The organism is Mesorhizobium sp. W016 (genome assembly GCF_054719485.1).
The window spans coordinates 3,540,390-3,564,425 of the sequence record NZ_JBTTIF010000002.1 but is presented as its reverse complement, the minus strand read 5'-3'; the positions used below and the strand labels follow the sequence as shown (position 1 = coordinate 3,564,425).

The following is a 24,036-nucleotide window of genomic DNA, read 5'->3' as shown; positions in this document are numbered from 1 at the left end:
GGTCGCGGTTCTCTGCCGGCGGGCCACGCATCCATGCGGCGCAGCCGGCACAGTGCGCTGGGCGCTTCCCCTCACGGCTCATGCCGCCTGTGTCAGATAGCGGGTGCGATCTTTGCGCATGAGCTGGTCCGCAATCGAGGCCTGGAAGGCGGCAAGTCCGAAATGGCGGAGGTCTTCGTTGAAGTCTTGCATCGCCGGCGACAGCACGATTGCCTCGATTCCGGCGTCCGTCGCACGCTCGAGCAGGCTGTCTCGGGCACCGTCACCGGCCGGATCGTTGTCGCGAATGACATAGAGCCGCCGCAGGTTCGGCGGGAACAGGATGGCGGCAAGATGGGCTGCGGAGAGTGCTGCCGCCATCGCCATGTCGGGCAAGGCGCATCTGAGCGATAGCGTCGTCTCGATGCCTTCGCCTGCCGCCATAACGCTTCCGGGTACGCCAAAGCGGACGGCATGACCGAGAAGGTCACCCATTGCCCGACGCGGTGTGTCGACGGGTGCCTTGCCCGTGCCGTCCGGTGCGAGCCAGGTGCGGTGCGCGCCGGTCAGATGTCCATCGAGGTCGGTGACAGCGGCAATCATCGCCGGCCAGGTCTCGGTCGGTCCGTGATCGTCTGGCCGATAGTAGCAGTGTGGATGGAACTGCAAGGCTGCGGTTCCGTGCAAAGTCGTAATGGCACGTCCACGCAAATACGTTTCCACGAGGGTGCCGATAATGGGCCTCGACATGGCAAGCAGTCGGCGAGCTGCTTCCGGAGATCCGATCGGAGTTGGCAGGCGCGTCGTCGCCTCTTTAGGCCGTAGTGGCTCAGAAGGCGGTATGGCGAGGAAGGCCCGCGCCTCGCCGACCACGTCCTTGAAGTCGACGAGAGCCAAGGATTCGCGGATGACATCGAGCAGGTCGCCATGCTCGCCGGTAGCGGCGTCGGTCCATTTACCTGGCGGTCCCTTCGGGGATGGCTGCAGACGCACGAACATCGAGCGGCCCGGCGCATTGCGGACGTCGCCGACGGTCCAATAGTTGCCCTGGCGACGGCCATTGAAGAGGTAGTGGCGGCACACCGCCTCGGCGTATTCGCCGAGGCGGTGTGCGAGGTCGGATGCAGCGTGACGCGGAATCATGCAGCCTCCCGCTCACTGACCCGCTCGATTGGAAAGCGGTCGAGCACGCGCTCCAGCACGGCGAGCCCGTTGGCGTCTATCGGCACGAACATCCTGAGCTTCCACGAAATGATCTCGTGGAAGAGACCGTAGGCGGTGAGGCGCTCGCGCATCGTGTCGGTGAAGCCGGACAATTCGATGCGCCATGCGCCCATGACGCGGCTGCGGCGAAGCTGGAGATCCTCGGCAAGTTCGAGGATGGTCCGGCCGTCCAGCAGAACCGCAAACGCCTGCTCCGGCGACAGCGCAGCCAAGTTCGTCGCAGAGGCGTTGGCGGCCCATGCCGGCGAGACGCGGCGGCCGATGAGGCGCTCGCCCTCGTCGGTCTGAAGTCGATAAACGCGGGTCGACCCGACTCTTTGGGCAGGCGCTTCCAGATCGGCAGCAGCAGGCCGGTGACCATGTGCAAGACCGAGTCCGAAAACTCCGGCACCCCGGCGATTTCGGCGGTCCAGGCAGTTGTGAACGCCTCGCGGTCGGCCTCGACCCAGCGTGTTTCGCCCATGGCCTTGTGCGGCATGTTCTGGCCTTCCATCGGCCGGATCAGAAGGACACGGCGCTCGACCTCGCCATCGTCGAGCATGACGCTGGGGGTTGGGATCTGCACGGCGGCGCGGCCCGATTGCTTGTTGATGAGCAGTAAGGCACGCGGATCGCGGAGATGATCGAGCGCCGCATTGAGCGTGACGGGCCGATTGCGCTTGCGTTCGGTGATCGTGAGCAGGCGGCTTTCGGCGCCGGTGCGCGGATGGGTGTAGATCACCTGCCGATCAGTGACGACGAAGTTTTCGGCCTGCAGCGTCTCCAGCCCGGCATCGTAGGTGCCTGACGCGATCGCGCCCTCGACGCGCGCCGCGAGCAGTTGCTCGAAGGCACCGAACAGCACGCCCTGCAGCGCAATGGTCAGTGCGAGCAGGCGATTGAGGAAGGTGGTGATCGGCGGCAACTCGTCCTTGATGCCATTGGCATCCATCAGCTTGAGACCCGTCGCCGCCTCGAAACGCTCAAGCGAGCAGCCCTCGACCTTGCCGCGTACGATCAGCAGATAGAGTTGCCGTAGCGCATCGCGGGCATAGTGGCTTTCCAGATTGTCCTCTGGCCGGAACAGCCCTTGGCCGCCGGTCTGGCGCTGGCCGCGGGTGATCGCGCCCAACGTGTCGAGACGGCGGGCGATCGTCGAGAGGAAGCGCTTTTCCGCCTTCACATTGGTTGATATCGGCCGGAATAGCGGCGGCTGCGCCTGATTGGTGCGATGCGTGCGGCCGAGGCCCTGGATGGCGGTGTCGGCCTTCCAGCCGGCTTCGAGCAGATAATGCACACGCAGCCGCGTGTTCCGGGCCGACAGTTCGGCGTGGTAGCTCCTCCCCGTTCCGCCCGCGTCCGAAAAAACCAGAACGCGCTTCTGGTCATCCATGAAGGCCTGCGTATCGGCGAGGTTGGCTGACCCGGCACGGTTTTCAACGAGAAGGCGCTCGCCCTTGCGGACAATGCGGCGCGAGCGGCCAGTGACTTCGGCCACGAGGTCCGTGCCGAAATGCTGGACGATCTGGTCGAGCGCGCCGGGGACAGGCGTCAAGCTGGCGAGTTTGGCGATCAGTTCGTCGCGCCGGGCGACCGCCTCGCGGCTCTCGACCGGCTGGCCATCGCGGTAGACCGGGCGCGATGACAGATTGCCTTCGGAGCCGGTGAAGGGCTCATAGAGCTGCACCGGGAAGGAATGGTCGAGATAGTCGAGGACGTATTCGCGCGGCGTGATGTCGACTCGGACGTCGTTCCAGTCCTCAGTCGGCAGCTCGGCCAGCCGCCGTTCCATCAGCGCCTCGCCCGTCGAGACGATCTGGACAACGGCCGCATGGCCCTCCTCCAGATCGCGGGTGATGGAGCGGATCAGGGTCGGCGTCTTCATCGACGTCAGGAGATGACCGAAGAAGCGCTGCTTGGCGGACTCGAAGGCGCTGCGAGCGGCCGACTTGGCCTGGGCATTGAGCGTGCCGGTGCTACCGGTGATGTTGGCCGCCTGCATCGCCGCATCGAGATTGTTATGGATGACGCCGAAGGCCCCAGCGTACGCGTCATAGATGCGGACCTGTTCGGGCGTCAGCTCATGCTCGAGCAGTTCGTATTCGACGCCGGAGAATGACAAAGACCGCGCCGTATAGAGACCGAGCGCCCTGAGGTCGCGCGCCAGCACTTCCATCGCCGCGACGCCGCCGGCCTCGATCGCCTCGACGAATTCGGCCCGCGTCGGGAACGGAAAATGCTCGCCGCCCCAGAGGCCGAGCCGCTGGGCATAGGCGAGATTGTGGACGATGGTGGCGCCAGTCGCCGAGACATAGACGATGCGGGCATTCGGCAGCGCGTGTTGCAGCCTCAGGCCGGCACGGCCCTGCTGCGAGGGGGCGGCATCGCCCCGTTCGCTCTTGCCGCCACCGGCGTTTTGCATCGCGTGCGCCTCGTCGAAAATGATGACCCCATCGAAATCCGGACCCAACCATTTGACAATTTGTTTGACCCGCGAAACCTTCTCACCGCGATCGTCGGAGCGCAGCGTGGCATAGGTGGTGAATAGGATGCCTTCCGGCAGCACGATCGGCCTGCCCTGCGGGAAGCGGGAGAGCGGGGTGACCAGCAAGCGCTCCATGCCGAGCGCGGACCAGTCGCGCTGCGCATCCTCGATGAGCTTGTCGGACTTGGAGATCCAGACCGCCTTACGACGGCCCTTCATCCAATTGTCTAGGATTACGGCCGCGGACTCGCGGCCCTTGCCCACCCCAGTGCCGTCGCCGATCATGAAGCCTTGCCGGAAGCGCACGGCACCCGCGGTGTCATCGGCCGCTACGTTAACCACGTCAAAGGTATCGTCGAGCGTCCAGGTGCCGGCGAGATACTCGGCGTGAGCCTCGCCGGCATAGATGACGGTCTCGAGCTGCGCATCCGAGAGCAGGTCAAGGACGTTCTTTGGCAGGCGCGGCCGGTAGCTTGGCTTGGGTGGCGCGACCGAGGCCATGGCCGCCGATTGAACGAGCTGGGTGGGGTGAGCCCGAGAGCCGGGGATGCGGATCGCCTGAAGCCCGTAGGCCTCATAGATGGCGTCGCTGATCTGGGCCCCCTCGGCAGCCTGCCAGTCGACAGCCTTATAGGCGAGGTCGATGGCTTCCGGTTCGGCGATCGACATGCGTGGCGTGGTACTCGCCGCCCGTGTGAGATGGCCGTGCACGGTGCGGGGCGCGGCGACCGCCGATGCCGCGCTGGAAACGGCGGCCATCACGACCTGCGGCCGCGCGGGAAGGCGCTCCTCAATCCACGCGAGGAGCGTCGCGGCATCCGGGGCTATGCCGGGAGCATCCGCGAAGACGGTGGGATTGTCCGCTGGCAGCTTGTCGATGACGGTGAGGCGCGTCGGGAAGGTCGTGCCGTGCTTGGCATAGACCGAGCCATCGATGGCGGCGGAGAAGACCACGCGACCACGCTCCTGCAGGCGAGTGAAGCCGGCGGTCCAGGTCGGACGGTCGGGCGCCAAGTTCGCACCGGTGATCGTCACCAGCCGCCCGCCGGGCGCAAGGCGCGCCAGCGCCGAGGCGATATGCCGCCAGGCCGCGTCGGCCATGCGGCCCTCGACATTGGCCATGACCGAAAAGGGCGGGTTCATCAGCACCACGCTCGGCACGGCACATGGATCGAGATGGTCGTCGATCTGGGCGGCGTCGAAGCGGCTGGCGGAGACCGCCGGAAAGAGGCAGGAGAGAAGTGCCGCGCGCGTCTCGGCAAGCTCGTTGAGGACGAGCGAGGCGCCGGCTATCTCGGCCAGGATGGCGAGCAGCCCGGTGCCGGCGGAAGGCTCCAGCACACGGTCGGCGGGCGTGATGGCGGCGGCCGTTGCCGCGACCAGGCCGAGCGGAATCGGCGTCGAGAACTGCTGGAAGGTCTGCGCCTCTTCGGATCGGCGGGTATGCGTCGGCATGAGCCCGGCAATCTTCGACAATGCGGAAAGCCGGAGAGCCGGCGACGCGGCTTTGCGGAACAACGCCTTTCCGTACTTGCGCAGGAAAAGGACCGTCGCGGCCTCGCAGGCATCGTAGGCCTGCTTCCAGTCCCAGGCGCCGGCGGCGTCGGAGGCGCCGAATGCGGCTTCCATCGCCGAGCGCAGCTTTGGCACGTCGATGCACTCGCCGCGTTCGAGACGGGGAAGCAGCAGGCCGGCGGCGGCGAAGATAGCGCCGGCTGCACGGGTTTGGGCGAGCGGGAGCGGCGCGGCAGCGGGAGCCGTCGCAGCGGGCGAGATCATGTACATGGTGTGAACCTCGGGAGAGCGGGGACAGGATCGAGCCGCGCGGCGCTCTCTCTGGACCGCGCGGATTCAAACCCATCCCGGCCAGCCTCTCCCTCTCAGGAACCCGCCGAAGCTAAAATGAAACAAGCGCCCCGCCATGAGGTGGAGCGCTCGCCGGTATCAACCGATCCGATCATATTCCGCCGTCAGGCTCCGACTTCTGTAGGAAACCGTTGGCGTCATCGGGGAAGGGCGGCAGGTAGGCATCATAGGGATTGCCATCGGCAAGATGGCCGAACGGCGTGAACACGTAGTCCGTGTCGTCTCGTCCGACCGGGATGACATAGCGCGGTTGCCCGGTCGTAGCGTCGGCGCACTCCAACAGCGCGAGGTTGCCGTCGCTGGCGGCGCGAAGCAGCGTCTGGAAGTTGCTGCGGGCATGGTCGGGAATGCTCATGGCAAGTCCTTCGCATCCACGGGTTCAACTGGATCGCGGGCGCCCTTGACGATCGCTTCGCCGCGCGCGATCGCCCATTCGGCCTTGCCGAGCCACCCCGGCGGCGGCGGTCGGCGGGCCTTCGCATCGCCGACGATGATCTTGAGCATGCCCAGCATGAGTTCGAATTGTGCCTTACGCTGTACTTCCTCCTCGAAATGCGCAGGAACCGGAATGGCCTGTCCGCGATAGGCGGCCTCGGCTCCTTCGGAGATGCCGGTGACGTGGGATTCGCCGGAGGACTCGTAGTCTCCTTCTGACCGGACCAGTCATTGTCCTCGATGGCGAGCCGGCAGGCGGCCTCAGGCGTGTCGGCCGAATAGGTTGATTGTCGGAAGACCGGCAGATGGTAGGTGGTCTCGATGGTAAATTCGGGCATCGTGCCGCTCCTGAAAAACAATGGCCCGGCACTCGTCTCCGAGCCGGGGCCTTGGTGTTTTGGGGGTTTGCTCTATGCGCGCGGGTGTGACGCTATGCGGCTCACGCTGCCGCCCTCCCCTCGACGACATCCGCGCCGACCTCGTCGGCGGTGACGTCTTCAAGACGCGCATTGCAATATCCGGTCTTGGCCAACCAGAGTGCGGCCGCCTCCCGGCTCTCGGCGAGGTACAGCAACTCGTCATCGTCGCCGATCTGCTGCAAGACCCGAACCATGCCGATACTGGGCTGCTCGACGATCTTGAAGCAGAGGTCGCTGTCGACCGAGTGGGTGCGCATAACGGTCACGAGGATGATGCCGCCGGAGGAGAAGGTCCCTTCGTTGAGCGTGATCGCGGCCGGTGCGCTGTAGGTCGGACGGTCGCGCGGAGGTGCCTTGCGGACCAGGCGACCGAGGCCGTTGCGACGCTCCCAGTCCGCGAGCTTGCGGGTAAAGCGCGCCGGCGGTTTGGGCGTGCCGTCGGAATAGCGGATCAGCGAACCGAGCGGGGCGTTGTCATAGACGATGTGGGCGGACATGGATGTCTCCTGAAATGAAAAAGGCCCGGCGGGGATGAACTGACCCCCGAAAGTTGGACACAACCTTCGGGGGTTTTGCATGTCCAGACACGGCGAGAGTTTCAAGCGCTCGGTTGTCGATAGCTATTTAGGCGGGGATGAGAGCTACGCGAGTGCGGCGTCGATGCATGGCGTTGATGCGGCCACTGTTCGCAAGTGGGTTGCGTTGTACCAGGCGCATGGCGATGCCGGGCTATCTGGTAAGTACGGTCGTTACGACGCGGCGTTCAGGCTGTCGGTGCTTGAGCGAATGTGGGAGGAAGGTCTGTCGTATCGGCAGACGGCTGCATTGTTCAATATCCGCAATGCCAGTTGCCTGACGGGCTGGGAGAAGCGCTATCATGCGGGCGGGATAGAGGCGCTCGGCCCGCGTCCCAGAGGACGACCCATGTCAAAGCCGCCGTCCCCCGCAGTGCCTGTTGCAGCCAGTGACGAGGCCAAAAGCCGCGAAGAACTGCTGGCTGAGCTGAAGCATCTGCGGATGGAGAACGACTACCTAAAAAAACTGGAGGCCTTAACGCAGGGACATGCGCTCAAAAAGCGCAAGCCGTCCAGGCGTTAAGGCCGTTGCATTCGCTTGAGGGGCTGCTCGAACTGGCGAAGCTTGCGCGCAGCACGTTCTATTACAGACAGAAAGCAGCGAAGCGCTCGGACCGCCATGCGGCGCTGAAGGCGGCGATCAAGGCCATCTTCGACAGCCACAAGGGTCGCTACGGCTATCGCCGGGTGACTGCGCAACTGCACCGGTTGGGCCGGCGCGTCAACCACAAGACCGTCCAGAGCCTGATGGCCGGGATGGGATTGAAGTCGCTGGTCAGGCCGAAGAAGTATCGCTCCTACAGGGGTGAGGCTGGGCGGACCGCTCCCGATCTGTTGCAGCGCAAGTTCGGCGCCGACCGCGCCAACCGCAAATGGGTGACCGACGTGACGGAGTTCAGCCTGGCCGGCGACAAGCTCTATCTGTCCCCGGTCATGGATCTCTACAATGGCGAGATCGTCGCGTTCGAGACGGCGCGGCGGCCACGCTTCAAAATGGTGGACAATATGCTGACCAAAGCCCTCGCCCGGCTTGGTGAGAACGAAAGGCCGATCCTGCATTCCGATCAGGGATGGCAGTATCAGATGTCGGCATTCCAACGCAGGCTGGAAGCCAGAGGCCTCCAACAGAGCATGTCACGCAAAGGCAATTGCCTCGACAACGCCCCAATGGAGAGCTTCTTTGCCATCCTCAAATCCGAGCTCTTCCATCCCGGAACCTTCGACACCGTTCAAAGCCTGGACGACGCCATCACGGACTACATCGACTATTACAACCACCGCCGCATCAAACTGAAACTGAAAGGGCTGGCCCCTGTGCAATACAGGAACCAGCCCTTAAACCTGCCAACTCAATGAACCGTCCTACTTTATGGGGTCAGTTCAGGGAGCCGGGCCGTGAGGTGAAGGGGAGCGGGGCGACCGGAGCCGCCCCGTCGATGGGTGCTATTCGGCAGCGACCGCGTGAGCGATGACCTCATCGGCTGCAGAGGAGTCGTCTTCGTCATCGCCGGCGAGGAATTCGGGCAGGTCAGGTTCTTCGCCCTCGCCCGGCTGCGCGGGCGGTGCGTCCTGATCGATCAGACGGAGCGGTTCGGGTAGCCAGCCACTATCGGCAAGGAGGCGTTCGGCCTCCTTGGCCATGTCGCCCTTCTTGAGGTGGTTAATGAGTTGAGCAGCCTGCTCGCCGACGCCCTCACGTATGGCTTCGAGGATGCGGGACTTGGTGACCCGGCCGAGATAGTTCTCGACCGTCGGACGCCAACCCGCACCGACCATGTCGAGCCCGGTCGCGTGGGAGAGCCGGTCGGCTTCGCGCAAGCGCTGCTCCAGCCCGTGCTGGGAAACGCCGCTGCCATAGGGGTTAGGCCTCTCGAACAGCGCGTTGATCCCATAGCTGACGCAATGCGCCAGCAGCGTGTGCCGACTGGCTTCATCGAGATTGTCGAGCCAGGTCCACAGAGTCTGGTCGTCACCGAGCGGGATGTCGCCCTTCCAAGCCTCATGGCGTTCATCGATCGCCTTGGCCGCGGGGCTGTCTTTCAGCTCGGAGTCTTGCGTCGGCAAGTTGACATGTCGGACGAACGCCTCGAGGCAGCCGGTCGCGGAGCGATGACCGAAGGTGTCGAGGACGAGCCGATGCAACAGCGCCGTGATGGCCACATGCTGGTTCTCGGCCACGGCATTGCGCAGCGCCAACGTGCGATGCGCGGTGAGCTCGATCACCAGGCGTTCGGGCAGCGGCTTGATGGCGTCGCCGTCATCCTCATCGGGCTCGGACGTTTGCGCGCCGATGGTGATGGTGGCGCGGCGAACCCAAGGATCGTCCCTGCCGTCCTCGCTCTCGATCGCACCGTCGGGCTCGGCGGCGTCGCCGTCGACCGCTTCCGGCGCTTCGTCCTCGGGGCGCACATATCCGCGATCGACGACCAGGTCACCGTCACGGTCGATGCTGATGAAGGCACCGGCGCGGCCGATATCGGCGGGATCGTAGTTCATCGGGCGACTCTCGAACGCCTCCAGCACAGACTCGATCTCGCCGAGACGTTGATCGACCGCGTCGGGGAGTTCGCCGACCTCGCTATACTCGGCTTGCAGTCGATCGAGCTCGGCGCGCAGGGCTTGGCGTTCCGCCCGCTCCGCGTCGGTCAGATCGACAGCCGTGCCGGCGAGTGCCCGCAGGCCGTGATTGTGGCCGTAAGGCAGATCGACATCGACCACGATCCACTTCCAGCCCTCTTCCGCGATCTCGTCGGCTGCGGACTTGAGCTTGTCGCGGACCAGGCGGTCGAGCAGCGCGGGGTCCTGCAGCCAGCCGCCATTGTCGGCCCCGAACAGGTCGCGCAGCACCACGCCGCCGGCGGCGACGTAGGCCTCGACACCGACGAACAGCGCCCGGCGATCGTTTGCCCGCACGGTGGTCTCCGTCAGCAGGCGCCGGATCTGCTGCGGCTCCTTCGACCAGGAGTTTTCGAGCGCCTCCCAGACCTGCTCCTGACGGGCGTGATCGTCGGTCACGGTAAAGGCCATGAGCTGCTCGAGCTGCATGCCCTCCTGCTCGTAGACCTCGTGCAGCTTGCGCGAAACTTTTGCCAGCCGTAAGCGCTGCTGGACAAAGCTAGCGGACACGAAGAAGCGTGCCGCAATCTCCTCGTGGCTGGCGCCTTGGTCGTGCAAGGTCTGGAAGGCCCGGAACATATCCAGGGGATGTAAATCTTCGCGCTGAAAATTCTCGGCCAGCGAATCCTCCTCGATCGGGACCGCGCTGTGGGCGTCGCTGACGACGCAGGGAACTGGCTCGGTCTTGATCATGCGCTTCTGCATGACCAGCAGTTCCAGCGCGCGATAGCGGCGCCCACCAGCCGGCACCTCAAACATGCCGGTCTCATTGCCCTCGCCATCCAGCACTGGCCGGACGTTGAGACTCTGCAAGAGGCCGCGTCGTGCGATCGAGGCGGCGAGGTCCTCTATCGTTTCCCCGCGCTTGATGCGCCGGACATTGGACTGACTCAGCACCAGCTTGTTGAAGGGGATGTTACGTGAAGCGTTGAGGGTGATCTTCTGCTTGGGCGTAGCCATGTGGACTGTCTCCGCGACGGGCGGCCGAGACTCTCTCGACCTCCAAACCCGTCAAAAGAAACGGGCGCAGCCCTCTCACTCTGAGGACTGCGCCGCACACCGAAAATCCGGAGGGCGACAGGGCCGCAGACACGACTTTGCGCATCTGCGGCATTGGAGATTTCAAGCTGAGATCTCACGCGCCGTCTCGGCCAGACTGGGCGGCGTGGTAGAGGATGCGTTCCGCGTCGCGAAGGCTTCCGGCCCGGCGGGCGGCCTCTGCCCAGACCGAAATCGGTAGGTCGGTGGTAAAGAGGATGTCGCGCTCGATGCCCATGCCGATAGGCAGCCGGACCGACGTCATCTCGAAGAGCGAGAAACTGCCCTGCTCGGGATATCCGAGACCGGCGAGACCGAACATGGTGTCACCATCGGCACTCAGCTCGGTTGCGAGCCAGGTTCCTCCGTCGAGCGGATTGAAGAGCTTCACGACCGGTACGTGATCGGCGTTGCGGCCATTGGCCAGCAGGCGTTTGCGCAGTTCGTCGGTGAGGAGGATCATGCCGCCCTCCTCTCGATCTCGGCCTCATCGGCGTCGGCCGGGCCTGCCCTGGCTGCACCGTCAGGTTGCGGCAGGAAGGCGAGCAGCCAGTCGGCCGCCTTGCTGGCCTGGGAGGCGGCACGAACGATGGCGCGGTTGTCTTCGCGCAGGACCTCGAGCCAGGAGGCCAGGTAGTCGGCGTGGCGCACGGTCGGCACGATGCCAAGCGAGGCGCAGCAGAAGGCTGCGTTCATCTCTGCGACCAGTTCCTCGAAAGCATATCTCTTGGTGCCGAAGGCGCCGCCGAGGTCACGGCCGACGCGGGAGGGATGGCCGGTCGCATGGCCAAGCTCGTGCAGGGCGGTGCGGTGCCAGTCGATGGTCTCGAAATAGGCCTGCGGGGGCGGCACCCGCACGTAGTCCTGCGCCGGCACATAATAGGCACTGCTGCCACCGATGCGGAAATCGATACCTGTCGCCTTGATCAGCGCCTCGACTGTAGGCTCGATCAGTCCGGGTGCCGGTGCAGGCGGAGCCGCGGCCCGATCGTCTGGCAGATTTTCGCATTGCGCGACGTTGAACACGGTGAAGCGCTTAAGGAACGGTATGGCCTGTGCTGCCTCGCCGGTTTCCCGGGCGCGATTCTTCTCGTCGTCAGGAATGAAGCGGTCAGCATAGATGACGGTGGTCCCGTGTTCGCCCTTGCGGACATGGCCGCCCAGCGATAGCGCCTGGCGGAAAGTCAGCCAGCTTTGGACGGGAAAGCCATGCTCTACGACCGCGCCCCACAGGATCAGCACGTTGATCCCGGAATAAGCGCGGCCAGTCGTGGCATTGGCCGGCACGGCGAGGGGCGCTTGCCCCGCCGTCGTTCCCCAGGGCTGCACCCAGGGGAAGCGGCCGGCTTCCAGCTCCGCGATGATCTTGTTGGTGATATCGTCATAGAGGCTTGTCCGGTCAGCGCCGGCGCGAGCGTAATGTCTGGACATCGCGGTTCTCCGCGACGGGCGCCGGAGGCCTCTCCTCCAGCCCTCAACCCGTCACGGCAAACCGGTCCGTACTCTCACTCTAGACGGCGTTGCGGGGGCATCCCGCAGAAGGGGGACGCTCCCGAATTTGGGCAAAGGCGGTCCGCGCCAAATCAGCAAATGTCGCTGACCATCTAGTAAATATTGCTACCGGACTGCGTGGCGGATGCGGTCGGTAAGCGTTTGTTCGACGTCGGAATAGCCCTCCCAGGCTTCGGGCAACTGAGCCCGCGCGGCGGCGGCGAAAACATCGAAACCATTGGCGCTTTCGCAGGTGGGCAACTCCTCCCAACTGACGGGCACCGCGCATAAGGCCCCCGCGCGTGCCCGGGTCGACCAAGGACAGATTGCGGTGGAGCCCTGGCCGTTGCGCAAGTAGTCGAGAAATATTCGGCCCTTGCGCTTCGCCTTGCTCATGTTGGCGACGAAGCGCGACGGATCTGTACGGGCCAGTAGTTCGGCGAAGTCTTGGCAGAAGCTCTTGACCTCGTCCCAGTCTGCCTCGGGGACGAGCGGCACGACCACATGAACGCCCTTGCCGCCGGACAGCAACGGCCACGACTGCAGTCCAAGCGCTTCCAGAATGCCTCGAATGTCGAGGGCTGCCTGTTTGACGGCAGTGAAGCCCAAGCCTTCGTCGGGGTCGATGTCGAAGATCATGCGATGCGGCAGATCCGGCTGCTGGCGCAGGCTTCCCCAGATGTGGAATTCGAGCACGTTCATCTGGACGCCTGCGATCAGCCCAGCCAGGTCATCGACCCACAAGATGCGGCTTTCCTTCCCGGACATCTTCTCCAACTGGCCGTCATGGATGGCCTTGGGCATGCCGGGCAGTCTGTGCTTCTGAAAGAAGGTCTGCTGCAGGTCGCCATCGGTATCGCGCACCAGCGACAGCGGTCGATCCTGGATGTGCGGCAGCATCTTCTCGGCGACCACGGCGTAGTAGGCTGCGAGCGTGGCCTTGGTCACCTTGGTCCCGGGATACATGACCTTGTCTGGATGCGTCAGCTTGACGCCGACAGCAGCGGCGATCTCCTTGCCGATTCCCGGATCGAGATTGGCGGAGCCAGGAGTTGCCGTCTTCGGCATTTCCATTACCACCTGGTCGGCTCGCTTATCTTCGCGCATGCCCTCAAAGCTTGGATGTCGCAAGCTGCCGTCCGGTGTCACTTCGGCATAGGTGACTTCGGCAACTAGCTCGGGCTTCACCCACCGGGCACGGCGGGCAATGTCTCTCGGAACGGAAACGAAAGCCGGTTTCTCAACACGGCGTTTCTCGAGCTTCGCGAGGATGTCCTTGCGCATCGCCGCGGTGAACCCCGTGCCGACGCGGCCGCGATAGATGAGCTTGCCATTCTCGTAAGTGCCGAGGATCAACGATGCCATGCCACGTCCTGTGTCACTTGGGCGGTAGCCGCCGACGACGAATTCCTGTCGCTTCGTGCACTTGATCTTGAGCCAACTCCCGGTGCGGTCGCCGACGTAGGAGCTGTCGGCGCGCTTGGCGATGACGCCTTCGTGGCCGCCCTCGCACATGGCGTCGAACACCCTTCTGCCCTGGTCGACGATGTGGCTGGAGAATTGCAGGCTGTCGTCAGGGCGGCGCGCGCCCAGCAGGGACTCAAGTCGCGCCTTGCGCTCAAGGAGCGGCAGGGTCGACAGATCTTCGCCATCGAATTCAAGCAGATCGAAGGCGTAGAACTTGAGGGGCATACCCGCGGCGATGCCGGTTTTCAGCATGGAGAAGTTCGTGCCGCCCTGGCTGTCGATGGCGACGATCTCTCCATCGATCAGCGCCGCGCCTTTGGTCAGTCTCTGAAGCGGCGGCAAGATGACCTTGAACTGTCGGGTCCAGTCGTGGCCATTGCGGGTATAGACGACGACGTTCGAGCCGGAGATGGCGACTTGGGCACGATAGCCGTCGAACTTCATCTCGAAGAGCCAATCCCCGCCCACCGGTATGTGGTCTGTCAATGTGCAGAGCTGGAAGGACCGAAACCCCGGCAGCGGATATGTAGGGATAGAGTTCAAGTCTCTGCGGCGTTTGCGCCTTTTGCTGATGCTGAGGGTGCCATCTACAGCCGACATGCGGAACTCGGATACGTGGTGCGATTCAATACCCTGCCTGGGATTCGATTCCATGCCCAAGCATCTCCGCGCCGGCAACCGTCGGCGCTCCAAGGTACAACGGCGTATAAGCCGCAGTCCTGCGCTCGTCCGCAACAATGACGATTGTCGCGCGCAGGACGGAGGAAATTCGCCTCCGCCGCGGGCGGTTATCAGGACAGCCGTAGGAGCGTCAGCATAGCGCCGGCCGCAGGACGGGACGCGGGACCGACTGTCCCCGTCCGCGATGGTCCGCGTTTTTGCGTCGAAGCCGACCGGCGGAGATCGCGCGCATTTCAGGCTCTCGACAATCCGGCTGCTGATCGCGATCGGATTGTCCAACCCAGCGCCGAGTTGGCCTGGACGAAATCGATGAGGTCTTGCATCTTCACCCCTCAATTGCGTGGCAGCTTGTGAATTTCCAACCTGACAGGCCCTCCCCTGTCACAACTTGTGCAGAAGAGCGCTCGCTCGACCGAACTGAACAGAGCGCCTTTCCCATAGCGCTCAATGAGGCCGGCTGGCTTTACCGTTGCATGGTGCGAACAGGATCTGCACCAAGCCCGCAACACATGCCACTCGCGAAGATCACCGAGCGCCACATCCAGGCCAGCGTGAACGCTGCCATCGATGATGGCCTGCGGCGGGATCTTGACCTCGCCTGGTGTCAGGATTTTCTCCATCACATGCCGACTGTTGTAGTGGATCAGCAACATGCCCGGCCGGCGCCGGATGGCAGCCTGCCATGCGGCCTGACTCACGGTTAAATCGGGGGAACGCGAAATAGTTTCGGACAGAGCCTTCTCGTCGCGATCCCATACCTCGATCCGAAAATTGTCTTCCGCGGTTTTTGCCATAGCTTCGCCGGCCAGCGCGTTTCACGCCGAACCATGGTCCCTTTGCTGCTCCAGATCACGCTGAAATAAGGAACATATTCCTCTCTCGTCAAGGGCGCACTTGACTCTGTGTTCCCTTTTTGTTCGCATTTGGCAGAATTAGCCATAGGAGGCGAAACATGGAACTTCGCTTGAACATTGAAGACGCCACACCCCAAGAGCTCGCACGCGGCATCGCGGCAGCCGAAACGGTGTTTGCACGCGCCGGCATTACGGCTTTGCAAGGCGTGGAAGGATTGTTCGCGTTGGAAGGCTGGGATATCAAAGGCTTTCCAGAAGACGACAAGCCTACCGAGGACGAGGATCGCGCTGCCACGGTCTGGTTGGAAGCCGATGAGGCTGCGGCTACGGCATGTTGCGCGGGCTGGCCGGCGGAAAAAGTTCCGCACCCTCAGGTCATGGAACTGATCAACGTCCCCGCACGAAGTTGCAAGCCGAGGCGATTCCCGACACCTGGCCGGAGCGCCGGCAGCTCTATCCTGACGTCGTCAAGCGGCTGGCCAGCGGGAAACACTACGAGTTCTTGACGTGCCGGTTGAGGCCTTTGCTGCGTTCAAATCTGCCTTTGCAAAAGGTCGTCATTTCAACAGCCACATCCGCAATCGTTATGCATTCCGGCTCGCGGAAGGCGCGGCAACAGGCCCGTCGGGCGATTGACACAATTTCGGATCCGAAGCGGCCCACGCCACCCCAGGAAGGAAAGCGCGGCCCCGACCGTTGCCGTTGGTCGACAGCGGGAAGGCATCCATTGCGGACCGCTGCAGACGGAGCTTGAGACGATTATTTTCGTGCGATGACGTGGCCGATTATGTCGTCGTCTGGTTCTGTCGGTTAGCTTTTAAAAGAGTCGCCTGGCATGTTCAGCCCATCGAGCCTCAGCGCGGCTCCAGCCTGTCCAGATCAGCGGGATCAAGGCGCTGCAAAAGCGCGTTCCTTGTCGTGTCAAGATGTAGATCCATAGCGCTCTCCTAAGGGATGAGAGCACGCTTCTCTCAGCCGCCGGCGAGTTGAACGATGCCAGATGTAAGGGCGCGACCATAGCGTACAGTTCTAATTCAGCAAACGCATGGCGTTGGCCGTCGCAAGCACCGTCGCGCCGGTATCGGCCAGAGTGGCGGGCCACAGGCCAGTTAAGCCGGCTATGGTGGTCACCAGAAACACCGCCTTCAGCCCCAGCGCCATCGTGATGTTCTGCCGTTGGCCATAATCGCTTGAGACAGGCTTATCATCGCAGCGACGTCTCTGACGCGGCCATGCAACACAGCCCATCTGCCGTTTCCAACGCGACATCCGTGCCGCCGCCGAAATGGTTCAGAAAGCCCGGTGGGGTAACATAGATAATACTACGCGCCGGGCTCCGGACCGCTCGGCCCCGCGCCGACAAACCCCTCGCCGTACAGCCCAGCAATCTATAGTGAAAAGCGGATCTTTGCGGACTGGTGCGTCCTTCCAAGGCTAACCGTAAACGACACCCGGCTTACTCTGACCCACTTCGATGATGTAGCCGTCTGGATCGCGAATGTAGCAGCGAGTCTCGCCGTACTTTTCCATCGGCTCTGTGATGAATTCAGCGCCCCGGGCTTGCCAGCGTTCATAGCAGCCGTGGATGTCAGCAACGCGGATGTTCATGAAGCTGCTGAATGAATCAAGATCGCGGGGAACACCGAGCGTCACCGACGGTTTGTCAGGTGTGGGGCCGCCCCCGATGTTGACGATGAGCCACGTGTTGGCGATCTGTATGTATCCCGGCGCGCCACTGCTATCGCCCAGGCTCAGGATGCGGCCTCCGAAGACCATCTCATAGAATCGTGCCGAGCGTTCAATGTCGGCGACTGTCAGAAAATGCGCGACAATAAAGCCGTTGTGCGGGGGCATTTCATAGATTTCATCCTCAACGCGTACTTGGGGCATCCGCGACTCCTATTGAGAGAGTTTTCAAAGTCTTCCCGGGCCGCCACGGCGCGCGCCGACAGGTTTAATGTGGCTTCCCTGATACGGGTTTTAAGTTGGCCTTTGGTCTCGGTCCGTCTCTGACCCGGCGCGGGCGACGCCTTGGCACGCCGAGAACCTACCTCAATAGGGGTCCTGTGCCGCGCCTCAGAGCGAGAAGGGCGAAGGTGGTGGTGCGGGCCCTACCCCCTTGGCTCTTCGCGTCGCCTCTTCAATCGTTACTGATACTTTCGTCCTATGGCCTCAGTGCCGGATTTGATGCGCGCCATGAAAGGGGCATCGTGGCCGGCCTGGCTCGGCAGATCGCGGTGGCTGTAGCCGAGATCTTCGCTGCCGACGCCCGACGCCCGGCCACGGATCGAGACGATCGACACAACCGGCGCCCGGCTCAGCCGCACGAAAAGATCAGGCAGTGCCGGTAAGCGGCCGGACGTCAGAACGCGCGCTAACTCCGGTCCCGCGTCGGGCCAGAGATATTGAAGGGCAGCCGATTGATCGTCACTCGCCAATAGGCCGGGTGACACGTGTAATACGGAACTGCTTACCATCCGCTGGCTTGGTATCGGAGACGGTGCCGACCACCGATCTAGCGGCCACTGAACTAATTCACCGCCACCAGGCAGCCTAGCCCCGCGAGCGCGAGGATCACCGTACTTTGAATGCTATCGTTCACTCCGTTCTTTTACCGAAAACCCGATCTCAAGAATTGGGTCGATCGAACGACGTACACAATCACACCCTTCGTATTGGAGCTCAGATACCTTTTCGAAGCAATACCAAGGAACAATAGCCCTATTAACATTCGCTACGATCTCCCATCCTGAAGAAGGTCTTGATCTCCGACGGAGGGCGAGTGACCCGGGCAATAAAGATGATCACCGTTTTTACGTTTCTGGCGCCCGTCGCGTTTGCCGGAGCGGCTCGCGGACAGTCAGCTGGTACGACTGGGATCTCTACGGATGCCGAGGATGATGGGTCGGCGGCCGGGCCTCCTTCGGCGCCGAACCAAGTTGGCGAGCCAATCGGGTTGGGCGGCGACTGGCTTGGTTTGAAGCCCCTCCTCGCAAGCGAGGGCATCATTGTCAGCAGCCACTACATCTCGGAAGCAGCGTGGAACTACACGGGTGGGCGACGCCAGAAAGTCGATGAGACCGAGGAGTTCAATGTCGGCGCCCAAATGAAGGGCCTGATCGCCGGCGGGCCGAGCGGCGAACTGGGTTCGGCATTGCCCGAACCCACATAAGCGGCCGCTTGGCCGAGCGGGGCCGGGCTGAAGGAGCGAGCTGACATTCTAAAGGCCAAGACGGCCTGGACGAGGAGACCAAAATGTCGCTGCAAGACGCTGCCTCCCTCGGCCAGGTAATTGCGGCACTCGGGGTGCTGGGTTCGCTGTTCTTCGTCGGACTTCAGGTTCGGCAAAGCGTGCGTTTTCAAAAACTAGCGGTCATCGACTCGCTTTCCACGTCGATCGCCTGCCTCAATATTCCGGGGATGGAAGCGCCGGCCCTGGGCGAAGCCTTGGCGATTGTAACTCAGGATTGGAACGCGTCGAGCCGCGAGCAACGGATCATCGCGCATTACTTCCTTTTCTCCTATTTCAAGCTCGCGGAGAATGCCTGGTACCAGCGCGAGGCTGGGATTCTGGAGCCGGCTCAATGGCACGGCTGGGAAAATATGGTCCGCATGTATTATCATAGCCCTGGTGTGCAAAGCGTATGGTGGCCGCGGCGTCACGATGCTTATTCGCACCCGTTTCAGCTCTATCTGGCCCGCACCCGGCCACCAGAGGATTTTGGAGCCATGAACGACGTCTTTCGTGACCATGCGCTGGCAGCAACGTAGCTCGCACACGGCAGCTGGCGCTTCCGAGGCTCAAGCCGCCATGGCTAAGGAACCCGAACTGCCCGGTTCGGTGAAAAACCGAAGCTCAGGCTGGAAAACGTCGTGTCGAAATCGGTCTCGGCCGAGCTCGGCTGGACCCTTGTCCAAATGACATTCAGCAACCAAGTCCCACCGGACGGCATGGCGAAGGTGGCGCGTCCCGCGTGATCCGTGCGGTGCATCTCGAACGGCACGGCGTCGTCCTCCAAGCGCGTCAGCTTCACCAACGCGCCCACCAGCGGCCGCCCGAGATAAAGAACGCGCACGGGAAGCGTGGTGGATCGTGGCAGCGCATAGGGGCTGCGATCCGGTACGATCTCGAGGGGCAAGCCTAAGATACGGGTGGCCTGCGACTGGTTACCCTCAACTGCGCCCCCCACCTGCACGATCGACTTCGCGCACCGGCTGTAATTCTCCGATCCGTCGCGGTCCATCCGATTGAGCCGAACCCGTAGGTCTATCGCCGGCGTCAATCCTTCGGCCTTGATGTAATCGTTGAATCTGATGAACGGGAGGTGCACTTGGGCGCGATCGTCCGTCTGGAAGACGATTACATGGGCACCGGACTTCTGCAAGACGAAGGATCCATCTGCTGACGGCGCGCCCAATTGCAATCGCTCTTTGAGATCGACCCTGGACCCATCTGGAGCAAACGCTTCATATCGTATGATGCGGCGAAGCGTGATCGGTGAACGCTGGCGGGCAGGACCGTGTCCTACCTGCAGCGTCATGGTCGTGATGGCCGTGGGCGACAGCCAAAACGCGCTTGGCTGGACCCAGAAGTCATGGGCATTAACCGGCGCGCCACCGCAGCACAGCACGATTGCGAGCGCCAAGCGCGCGCGTCGGCGTCGAATGGAGCGTTTGGGATGATCAAGGTTCATGGCGGCGCTCTATTCGAGATGATCGGGCAAGTAGCCCGGTGTAACGGGGAGGAACGGCAGCGTGGCGCACAGAATGGCGATGGCGATGAGCCAACTCGACCCGACCTTGACGGCGATCGGCGCCCGCCGAGCGACCAGCCAGCCGGCGGGTATCAGCACGATCAACATCAAGCACGCCTTTGGCAGGTCCGATGGCGAGCCGGCGAGCCGGACCACTGCGGTGACCCACACCCCCGAGTTGAGCGAGAGGGCGAGCCCGCTACGCCACCCAACACCGCCGGGCAAGTGCACAGTGGCGGCATTCACCACGGTGGTTGCCCAGCACCCGAGAAAGGCGATCTCCAACCAGCCGCGCGGAAGCTCCAGTTGGGACAGCGCGCCAAGCGTGATGGCCAACGCAATGAGGCTGACGATCCGAACGCGCGGCGTGGCAAAAGCGAGCGCGAGAGCCAGCGCCGCCAGCAGCAGGGCTGGAGGAAGTGCTCCGCCCCTCACACGCTCACCGCCGCTTGGAGAAAACACAAGCCGGCAGCGGCGATAAGACCGCCCACCAGGCGTACCGCAATACTACCCCAGCGATAAGCATTCAGCGCGCCGATGCCGATGCCCGCAACGTGCAACAGGCCGGTCGCGAGGACGAAACCTGCGCTGTAGGCGACGGGATCGGCTGCCGACGGCAGCTCCCTGCCATGGGCGTACCCATGGAACAGCGCAAAGGCAGCCACCACGATGGCCGCGGCCCATACGGGAGCCCTGATGGCCAGGGCGATGCAACTCCCGAGCACCAGAACCGATAGCGCGATGCCGATCTCCACCGATGGTGCCGGCAACCCGACCATGCCGAGTACCGCGCCGACTGCCATGACCGTTGGGAAGACCACCGGCAGCAGGTAAATGAGAGGGCGCCCCAGGAACGCGCCCCAAAGACCCACCGACACCATTGCCAGCAGATGGTCAGCGCCGCTCAGGGGATGCCAAAACCCCCAACCGAATCCCCCGGGCAGTCCGGTTCCCGTATGCGCTTGCGCCGAACCGGACATCAGCAGCACACCGGCGACGGCCGCCACCGCCGCGGACATTCGAAAGTTTCGGTCGGACATCCTCACGGTCAATGGTCCACGCCCTTGGGATCGGGCGGCGCCAGGAACGGGAAGATCGTCGCCGAAGCCGGATACTCGTCGCCACGCAAGCCGTCCCAGGCGATACCGTGCGTCGTCCCGCTGACCAGCAACGACCGCCACATGTTTGGCGTGTCGTAGGTCGGGCTGCGACCACCGCAATCGCCGTCGAACTGCGAAAGTTTGGCCAGTGATGCGAGCTCGACCGCTAGAAACTGCCGGCAGACCCGCGCCGCACTGTTCACCCATAGGCGATCGTCCACGAACATGGTGGCAAGGGCATGGTAGCGTTGTGCCGGTGCCGGGGACCTTTCCGTAAGCAACTGATTGCCGCACTTGCCGTCGAGGCTGTCCTGGAACGCCAGAGATTTCTCGATCCGCGCCATATACGACATCCTGGCTTTCGCGCTCGCCGTGTTGAACGCTTCCCGCTCGTCACCGCTCGCATCATCAGTTGAGAAGGGTGAAACGCCGAGCAGCGTGTTGCCCACGAACGGCCGCGCCATCCGATCGAGAGTCTTGGCCGATGTTGTCGATGAACCCCTCACCGCCAGTATCGCCCCGCCCTTCGACACGACCGCAAGGTCGACCGAGACGACGATGGCGGAGGCGGTCCAGTTGGCGAGGAGGTTCGTGGCCGGGCCGCCGTCGGTATGGCGCCATTGGTCGCCAACCTTTGCGATGGTTTCTTCGTCCAGCTGCGGACATCCGGCTTCGTCGGGTTGCGCGGCACCGCTCTTTAGCGCGGCCAACACAACCCCATAGGCGGCCAATGACCCCTTGACGTTGTTGTAGAACGGATCGTCCCGCAACCCGGCGAACAACCGGAAGTGACCGTTGCGGCTCTCCAGCCCCTCCGCGTCGCTGGCATCGCCTTCCACTGAATCCACGGTGCCCAATTGGCAGCTTGCCATTTTTGGCGCGGGAAACCGGCAGATGATCTCCGTCGAGGCAGTAGTGCGGCCAAACGCCTTCCCGCTGTCAATGCGAAATATGTACTGGAGCCGGTCCGAGAAGGTGTGCCCGACAACGGTCATGCCCAGGTTCAACCGATCGCCCTCTGACGCTGTCCAGGCATAGACATCGCCGATATCTGCCTGCGGGTTGCCGGTCATGGCCGGAGAGTCGAAATGGTCGGAGCTTCGCCCGGGTTGGCCGCTGCTGACCACCAACGCTACCGCCGAAACTGCGGTCGCTAAACCTCGCACGGCAGGCCATTTTTGTCGGCGCATTGCGATCACTCCTATTTTCGTTGTGTCGCAGAGTTAGGCTGGCGCAGGAGACCTTTCATATTGGACGAACGTGTCGGCGATACCTTGGTCTATTGAAGCGCCTTGGTCTGATCCCGGGCAGCGCCCGATTCACATGGCCGTAGCGCTTCGCCAACTCACCGTTGAATTCGCCGGCCCCACCAGCATCTCCATAGCGCGGCTACCCCAATCACGCGTGGCACCTGGGGCATTGGCCCGCCGCCTGGGGCAAATACCGCGCCGACATCGAATTGCGAAATAATTACCTTTTCGCGGCAGGCGAAGCGTATGTCCGCGGCCAGCGCCACTTCACTGCCAATACGGCTGAAACCAGGATAGTCGGGCGCAACGAAGTGATAGCGGGTCGGCGAGCAGCGGCAGCGGCGAATCGTAGATGCGCGACGACGACGGGAAGCAGTGGAGCAGCAGGATGATCAACGCATCGCACGGGCCCGCTTCACGGTAGAATAGTCCCAACCGATCCACCTCGACGGTGGGATACGTCACGGTCGCCGACGTCGAAGGCAAACCATGTCAACTGAAACACCGGCATGCCTTTCGGGGGAGACGCAGTGGGACTCAAACGCCCTTTACTGCCAACAGCTTGCGGTATTCGGCGACGGGCATTCCGCCCCAACCCCAATTCTCCATCTCCACTTCCTCAAACACTACCCACGTCCAGTCCAGCGGCTTCCCGAGAACGTCGAGCAGTACCTCGCTCACGCCCATGTAGATGGCTGCTTTCTGCTCCTTTGTAACATGGTCCACACCGGGCTCGGTGCCCTCGCGCGTGAGCTGGACGGTAACAATAGGCATGAAGACTCTCCTTTGACTGGTGGGGTCAGTGGCCAGCGCTCTGGCCGCCGTCGACATGAAGGGTTTCCCCCGTCACGAAAGGGGCATCCTCCAGGTAGAGGACCGCGCCGACGATGTCGGAAATCTCACCAAGGCGGCCGAGCGGATGCAGGCCCGCCAGCGCCTCGTACGTCTCCGGCGCATGCATCGGCGTCCTGATGACGCCCGGCGACACGGCGTTCACCCGGATTCCGCTGCGGGCATATTCGATCGCCAGACTCCGGGTCGCAGCGTCGAGCCCGCCCTTTGTCAGCGAAGCGAGCACCGATGGCACCTTTGAACTGGCCTGCTTAACAAGGCTCGTTGTGATATTGACGACGTGGCCGCCGCCCTGACGTTCCATTGCGGCGATCACGGCTTGCGTGGCGAAGAAGAAACCGGTCAGGTTGGTCGCGACCGCGCGGCCGTAATCCTCTGCCGAGTAATGCGTGAAACTGCTAGCAAGGAAGATGCCGGCGTTGTTTATCAGCGTGTCGACCCGCCCGAAACGCTGGAGTGTTTCCTCGACCACCCTCGGCCCCGTAGAGGGGTTGCCGATATCGCCCGCGATCGCGAGTAAATCCGATCGATCGGAAGGTTTGATAGAGCGAGAGGTGGCAACGACGCGATAGTTCCGGCCGAGATAGGCCTCAACCAGCGCCGCGCCAATGCCTTGCGACCCGCCGGTGATGAGAACCACTTTTTGTTCAGTTTGCATGACAGACCTCGATGATGTTGGGGACCACGGACCCAGCTGCGCCGCGTTTCTTCCCGGAGTGAACATGTGGACAATCAAGGCCTGCAACCATTGTCCAATGGTGTCGCGGATACTTTGATATTGGCGGTAATAACGTGACTGTCGCCACATTATTGGTAATCGAGCGGCGCCCCACAGTGCCGACCAATATGGGGCGGAGATTTGTCTTAATTCGCCCGCACGGGCTTTGCCCGGAGATACTCAGAGCGCCAATCCACGCGGCGTACCTCCGTCTTAAGTATTGCCGACACCTTGGCGCAATGGAACGTTTCGA

21 protein-coding genes and 3 pseudogenes are annotated in these 24,036 nt (G+C 63.0%); 5 read left to right on the top strand and 19 right to left on the bottom strand.

Features of this window, described 5'->3' with window-relative positions; genetic code table 11:
- Window positions 1-78 precede the first annotated feature (78 nt).
- From ACYG9V_RS17665 to ACYG9V_RS17645, 5 genes and pseudogenes are all read right to left on the bottom strand, one after another.
- Window positions 79-1,119: a DUF7146 domain-containing protein gene (locus ACYG9V_RS17665; protein WP_460222070.1), complete on the bottom strand. Its 1,041-nt coding sequence runs from the start codon at window positions 1,117-1,119 to the stop codon at window positions 79-81.
- Window positions 1,119-5,452: pseudogene (locus ACYG9V_RS17660) on the bottom strand (strawberry notch-like NTP hydrolase domain-containing protein). The gene ACYG9V_RS17665 and the pseudogene ACYG9V_RS17660 overlap by 1 nt, the downstream one beginning before the upstream one ends.
- A 172-nt stretch (window positions 5,453-5,624) precedes the next feature.
- Window positions 5,625-5,888, bottom strand: coding sequence for a DUF6117 family protein (locus ACYG9V_RS17655; protein ID WP_352764879.1), 264 nt, complete (start codon window positions 5,886-5,888; stop codon window positions 5,625-5,627).
- The gene (locus tag ACYG9V_RS17650; RefSeq protein ID WP_352764877.1) at window positions 5,885-6,046 is read right to left on the bottom strand and encodes a hypothetical protein; all 162 of its coding nucleotides are present in this window, start codon (window positions 6,044-6,046) and stop codon (window positions 5,885-5,887) included. The genes ACYG9V_RS17655 and ACYG9V_RS17650 overlap by 4 nt, the downstream gene beginning before the upstream one ends.
- 361 nt (window positions 6,047-6,407) lie before the next feature.
- On the bottom strand, window positions 6,408-6,884 hold the full coding sequence (locus ACYG9V_RS17645; protein ID WP_023725064.1) for a hypothetical protein: 477 nt from the start codon (window positions 6,882-6,884) through the stop codon (window positions 6,408-6,410).
- Between the two features lie 79 nt (window positions 6,885-6,963).
- Here ACYG9V_RS17645 and ACYG9V_RS17640 point away from each other — a divergent pair.
- A protein-coding gene (locus tag ACYG9V_RS17640; RefSeq protein WP_460221583.1) for an IS3 family transposase occupies window positions 6,964-8,318 on the top strand; the annotation gives its coding sequence in 2 pieces (ribosomal slippage) (window positions 6,964-7,440 and window positions 7,443-8,318; 1,353 coding nt in all).
- An 87-nt stretch (window positions 8,319-8,405) separates the two neighbouring features.
- On the opposite strand, the gene ACYG9V_RS17635 is transcribed toward ACYG9V_RS17640, so the two are convergent.
- The 5 genes from ACYG9V_RS17635 to ACYG9V_RS17615 form a co-directional block, all read right to left on the bottom strand.
- Complete coding sequence (locus tag ACYG9V_RS17635) at window positions 8,406-10,538, bottom strand: ParB/RepB/Spo0J family partition protein (RefSeq protein ID WP_352764875.1); 2,133 nt, start codon at window positions 10,536-10,538, stop codon at window positions 8,406-8,408.
- Window positions 10,539-10,713: 175 nt separating this feature from the next.
- On the bottom strand, window positions 10,714-11,079 hold the full coding sequence (locus ACYG9V_RS17630; RefSeq protein ID WP_023826235.1) for a DUF2958 domain-containing protein: 366 nt from the start codon (window positions 11,077-11,079) through the stop codon (window positions 10,714-10,716).
- A complete protein-coding gene (locus tag ACYG9V_RS17625; RefSeq protein WP_460221989.1) occupies window positions 11,076-12,047 on the bottom strand; it encodes an ArdC family protein in 972 nt (323 codons plus the stop codon). The genes ACYG9V_RS17630 and ACYG9V_RS17625 overlap by 4 nt, the downstream gene beginning before the upstream one ends.
- 186 nt (window positions 12,048-12,233) lie before the next feature.
- The gene (gene ligD / locus ACYG9V_RS17620) at window positions 12,234-14,228 is read right to left on the bottom strand and encodes a DNA ligase D (RefSeq protein ID WP_460221988.1); all 1,995 of its coding nucleotides are present in this window, start codon (window positions 14,226-14,228) and stop codon (window positions 12,234-12,236) included.
- Between the two features lie 359 nt (window positions 14,229-14,587).
- Complete coding sequence (locus tag ACYG9V_RS17615) at window positions 14,588-15,049, bottom strand: hypothetical protein (protein ID WP_460221987.1); 462 nt, start codon at window positions 15,047-15,049, stop codon at window positions 14,588-14,590.
- Window positions 15,050-15,207: 158 nt separating this feature from the next.
- On the opposite strand from ACYG9V_RS17615, the gene ACYG9V_RS17610 reads away from it, so the two are divergent.
- Complete coding sequence (locus tag ACYG9V_RS17610) at window positions 15,208-15,615, top strand: hypothetical protein (protein WP_023826239.1); 408 nt, start codon at window positions 15,208-15,210, stop codon at window positions 15,613-15,615.
- 1 nt (window position 15,616) lies between these two features.
- Complete coding sequence (locus ACYG9V_RS17605; protein WP_081731574.1) at window positions 15,617-15,745, top strand: KTSC domain-containing protein; 129 nt, start codon at window positions 15,617-15,619, stop codon at window positions 15,743-15,745.
- A gap of 393 nt (window positions 15,746-16,138) precedes the next feature.
- Here ACYG9V_RS17605 and ACYG9V_RS17600 read toward each other — a convergent pair.
- From ACYG9V_RS17600 to ACYG9V_RS17590, 3 genes and pseudogenes are all read right to left on the bottom strand, one after another.
- Window positions 16,139-16,391: pseudogene (locus ACYG9V_RS17600) on the bottom strand (heavy metal translocating P-type ATPase); the annotation flags it as partial.
- A gap of 152 nt (window positions 16,392-16,543) precedes the next feature.
- Complete coding sequence (locus ACYG9V_RS17595; protein ID WP_023669176.1) at window positions 16,544-16,999, bottom strand: VOC family protein; 456 nt, start codon at window positions 16,997-16,999, stop codon at window positions 16,544-16,546.
- A gap of 365 nt (window positions 17,000-17,364) precedes the next feature.
- Window positions 17,365-17,555, bottom strand: a pseudogene (locus ACYG9V_RS17590) (enoyl-CoA hydratase/isomerase family protein); the annotation flags it as partial.
- A gap of 354 nt (window positions 17,556-17,909) precedes the next feature.
- Between ACYG9V_RS17590 and ACYG9V_RS17585 the strand changes: the two are divergent.
- Together ACYG9V_RS17585 and ACYG9V_RS17580 are read left to right on the top strand one after the other, a co-directional pair.
- A complete protein-coding gene (locus ACYG9V_RS17585) occupies window positions 17,910-18,281 on the top strand; it encodes a hypothetical protein (protein WP_023826240.1) in 372 nt (123 codons plus the stop codon).
- 83 nt (window positions 18,282-18,364) lie between these two features.
- The gene (locus ACYG9V_RS17580) at window positions 18,365-18,880 is read left to right on the top strand and encodes a hypothetical protein (protein WP_023669179.1); all 516 of its coding nucleotides are present in this window, start codon (window positions 18,365-18,367) and stop codon (window positions 18,878-18,880) included.
- Between the two features lie 44 nt (window positions 18,881-18,924).
- Here the strand turns inward: ACYG9V_RS17580 and ACYG9V_RS17575 are convergent, their stop codons facing one another.
- The 6 genes from ACYG9V_RS17575 to ACYG9V_RS17550 all read right to left on the bottom strand — a co-directional run bounded on the left by ACYG9V_RS17575 (window position 18,925) and on the right by ACYG9V_RS17550 (window position 23,723).
- A complete protein-coding gene (locus ACYG9V_RS17575) occupies window positions 18,925-19,803 on the bottom strand; it encodes a DUF4198 domain-containing protein (protein WP_050589071.1) in 879 nt (292 codons plus the stop codon).
- A 9-nt stretch (window positions 19,804-19,812) separates the two neighbouring features.
- Window positions 19,813-20,298: a hypothetical protein gene (locus tag ACYG9V_RS17570; protein WP_023669181.1), complete on the bottom strand. Its 486-nt coding sequence runs from the start codon at window positions 20,296-20,298 to the stop codon at window positions 19,813-19,815.
- Window positions 20,295-20,882 carry a HupE/UreJ family protein gene (locus ACYG9V_RS17565; RefSeq protein WP_352765990.1) on the bottom strand — a complete coding sequence of 196 codons (588 nt, stop codon included), beginning with the start codon at window positions 20,880-20,882 and terminating at the stop codon, window positions 20,295-20,297. Before ACYG9V_RS17565 ends, ACYG9V_RS17570 begins: the two co-directional genes overlap by 4 nt.
- A 29-nt stretch (window positions 20,883-20,911) precedes the next feature.
- Entirely contained in the window at window positions 20,912-22,153 is a 1,242-nt protein-coding gene (locus ACYG9V_RS17560; RefSeq protein WP_156940837.1) for a hypothetical protein, read from the bottom strand.
- Between the two features lie 597 nt (window positions 22,154-22,750).
- A complete protein-coding gene (locus tag ACYG9V_RS17555; RefSeq protein ID WP_023669184.1) occupies window positions 22,751-22,987 on the bottom strand; it encodes a tautomerase family protein in 237 nt (78 codons plus the stop codon).
- 25 nt (window positions 22,988-23,012) lie between these two features.
- A complete protein-coding gene (locus ACYG9V_RS17550) occupies window positions 23,013-23,723 on the bottom strand; it encodes an SDR family NAD(P)-dependent oxidoreductase (protein WP_023669185.1) in 711 nt (236 codons plus the stop codon).
- Between the last annotated feature and the right edge of the window lie 313 nt (window positions 23,724-24,036).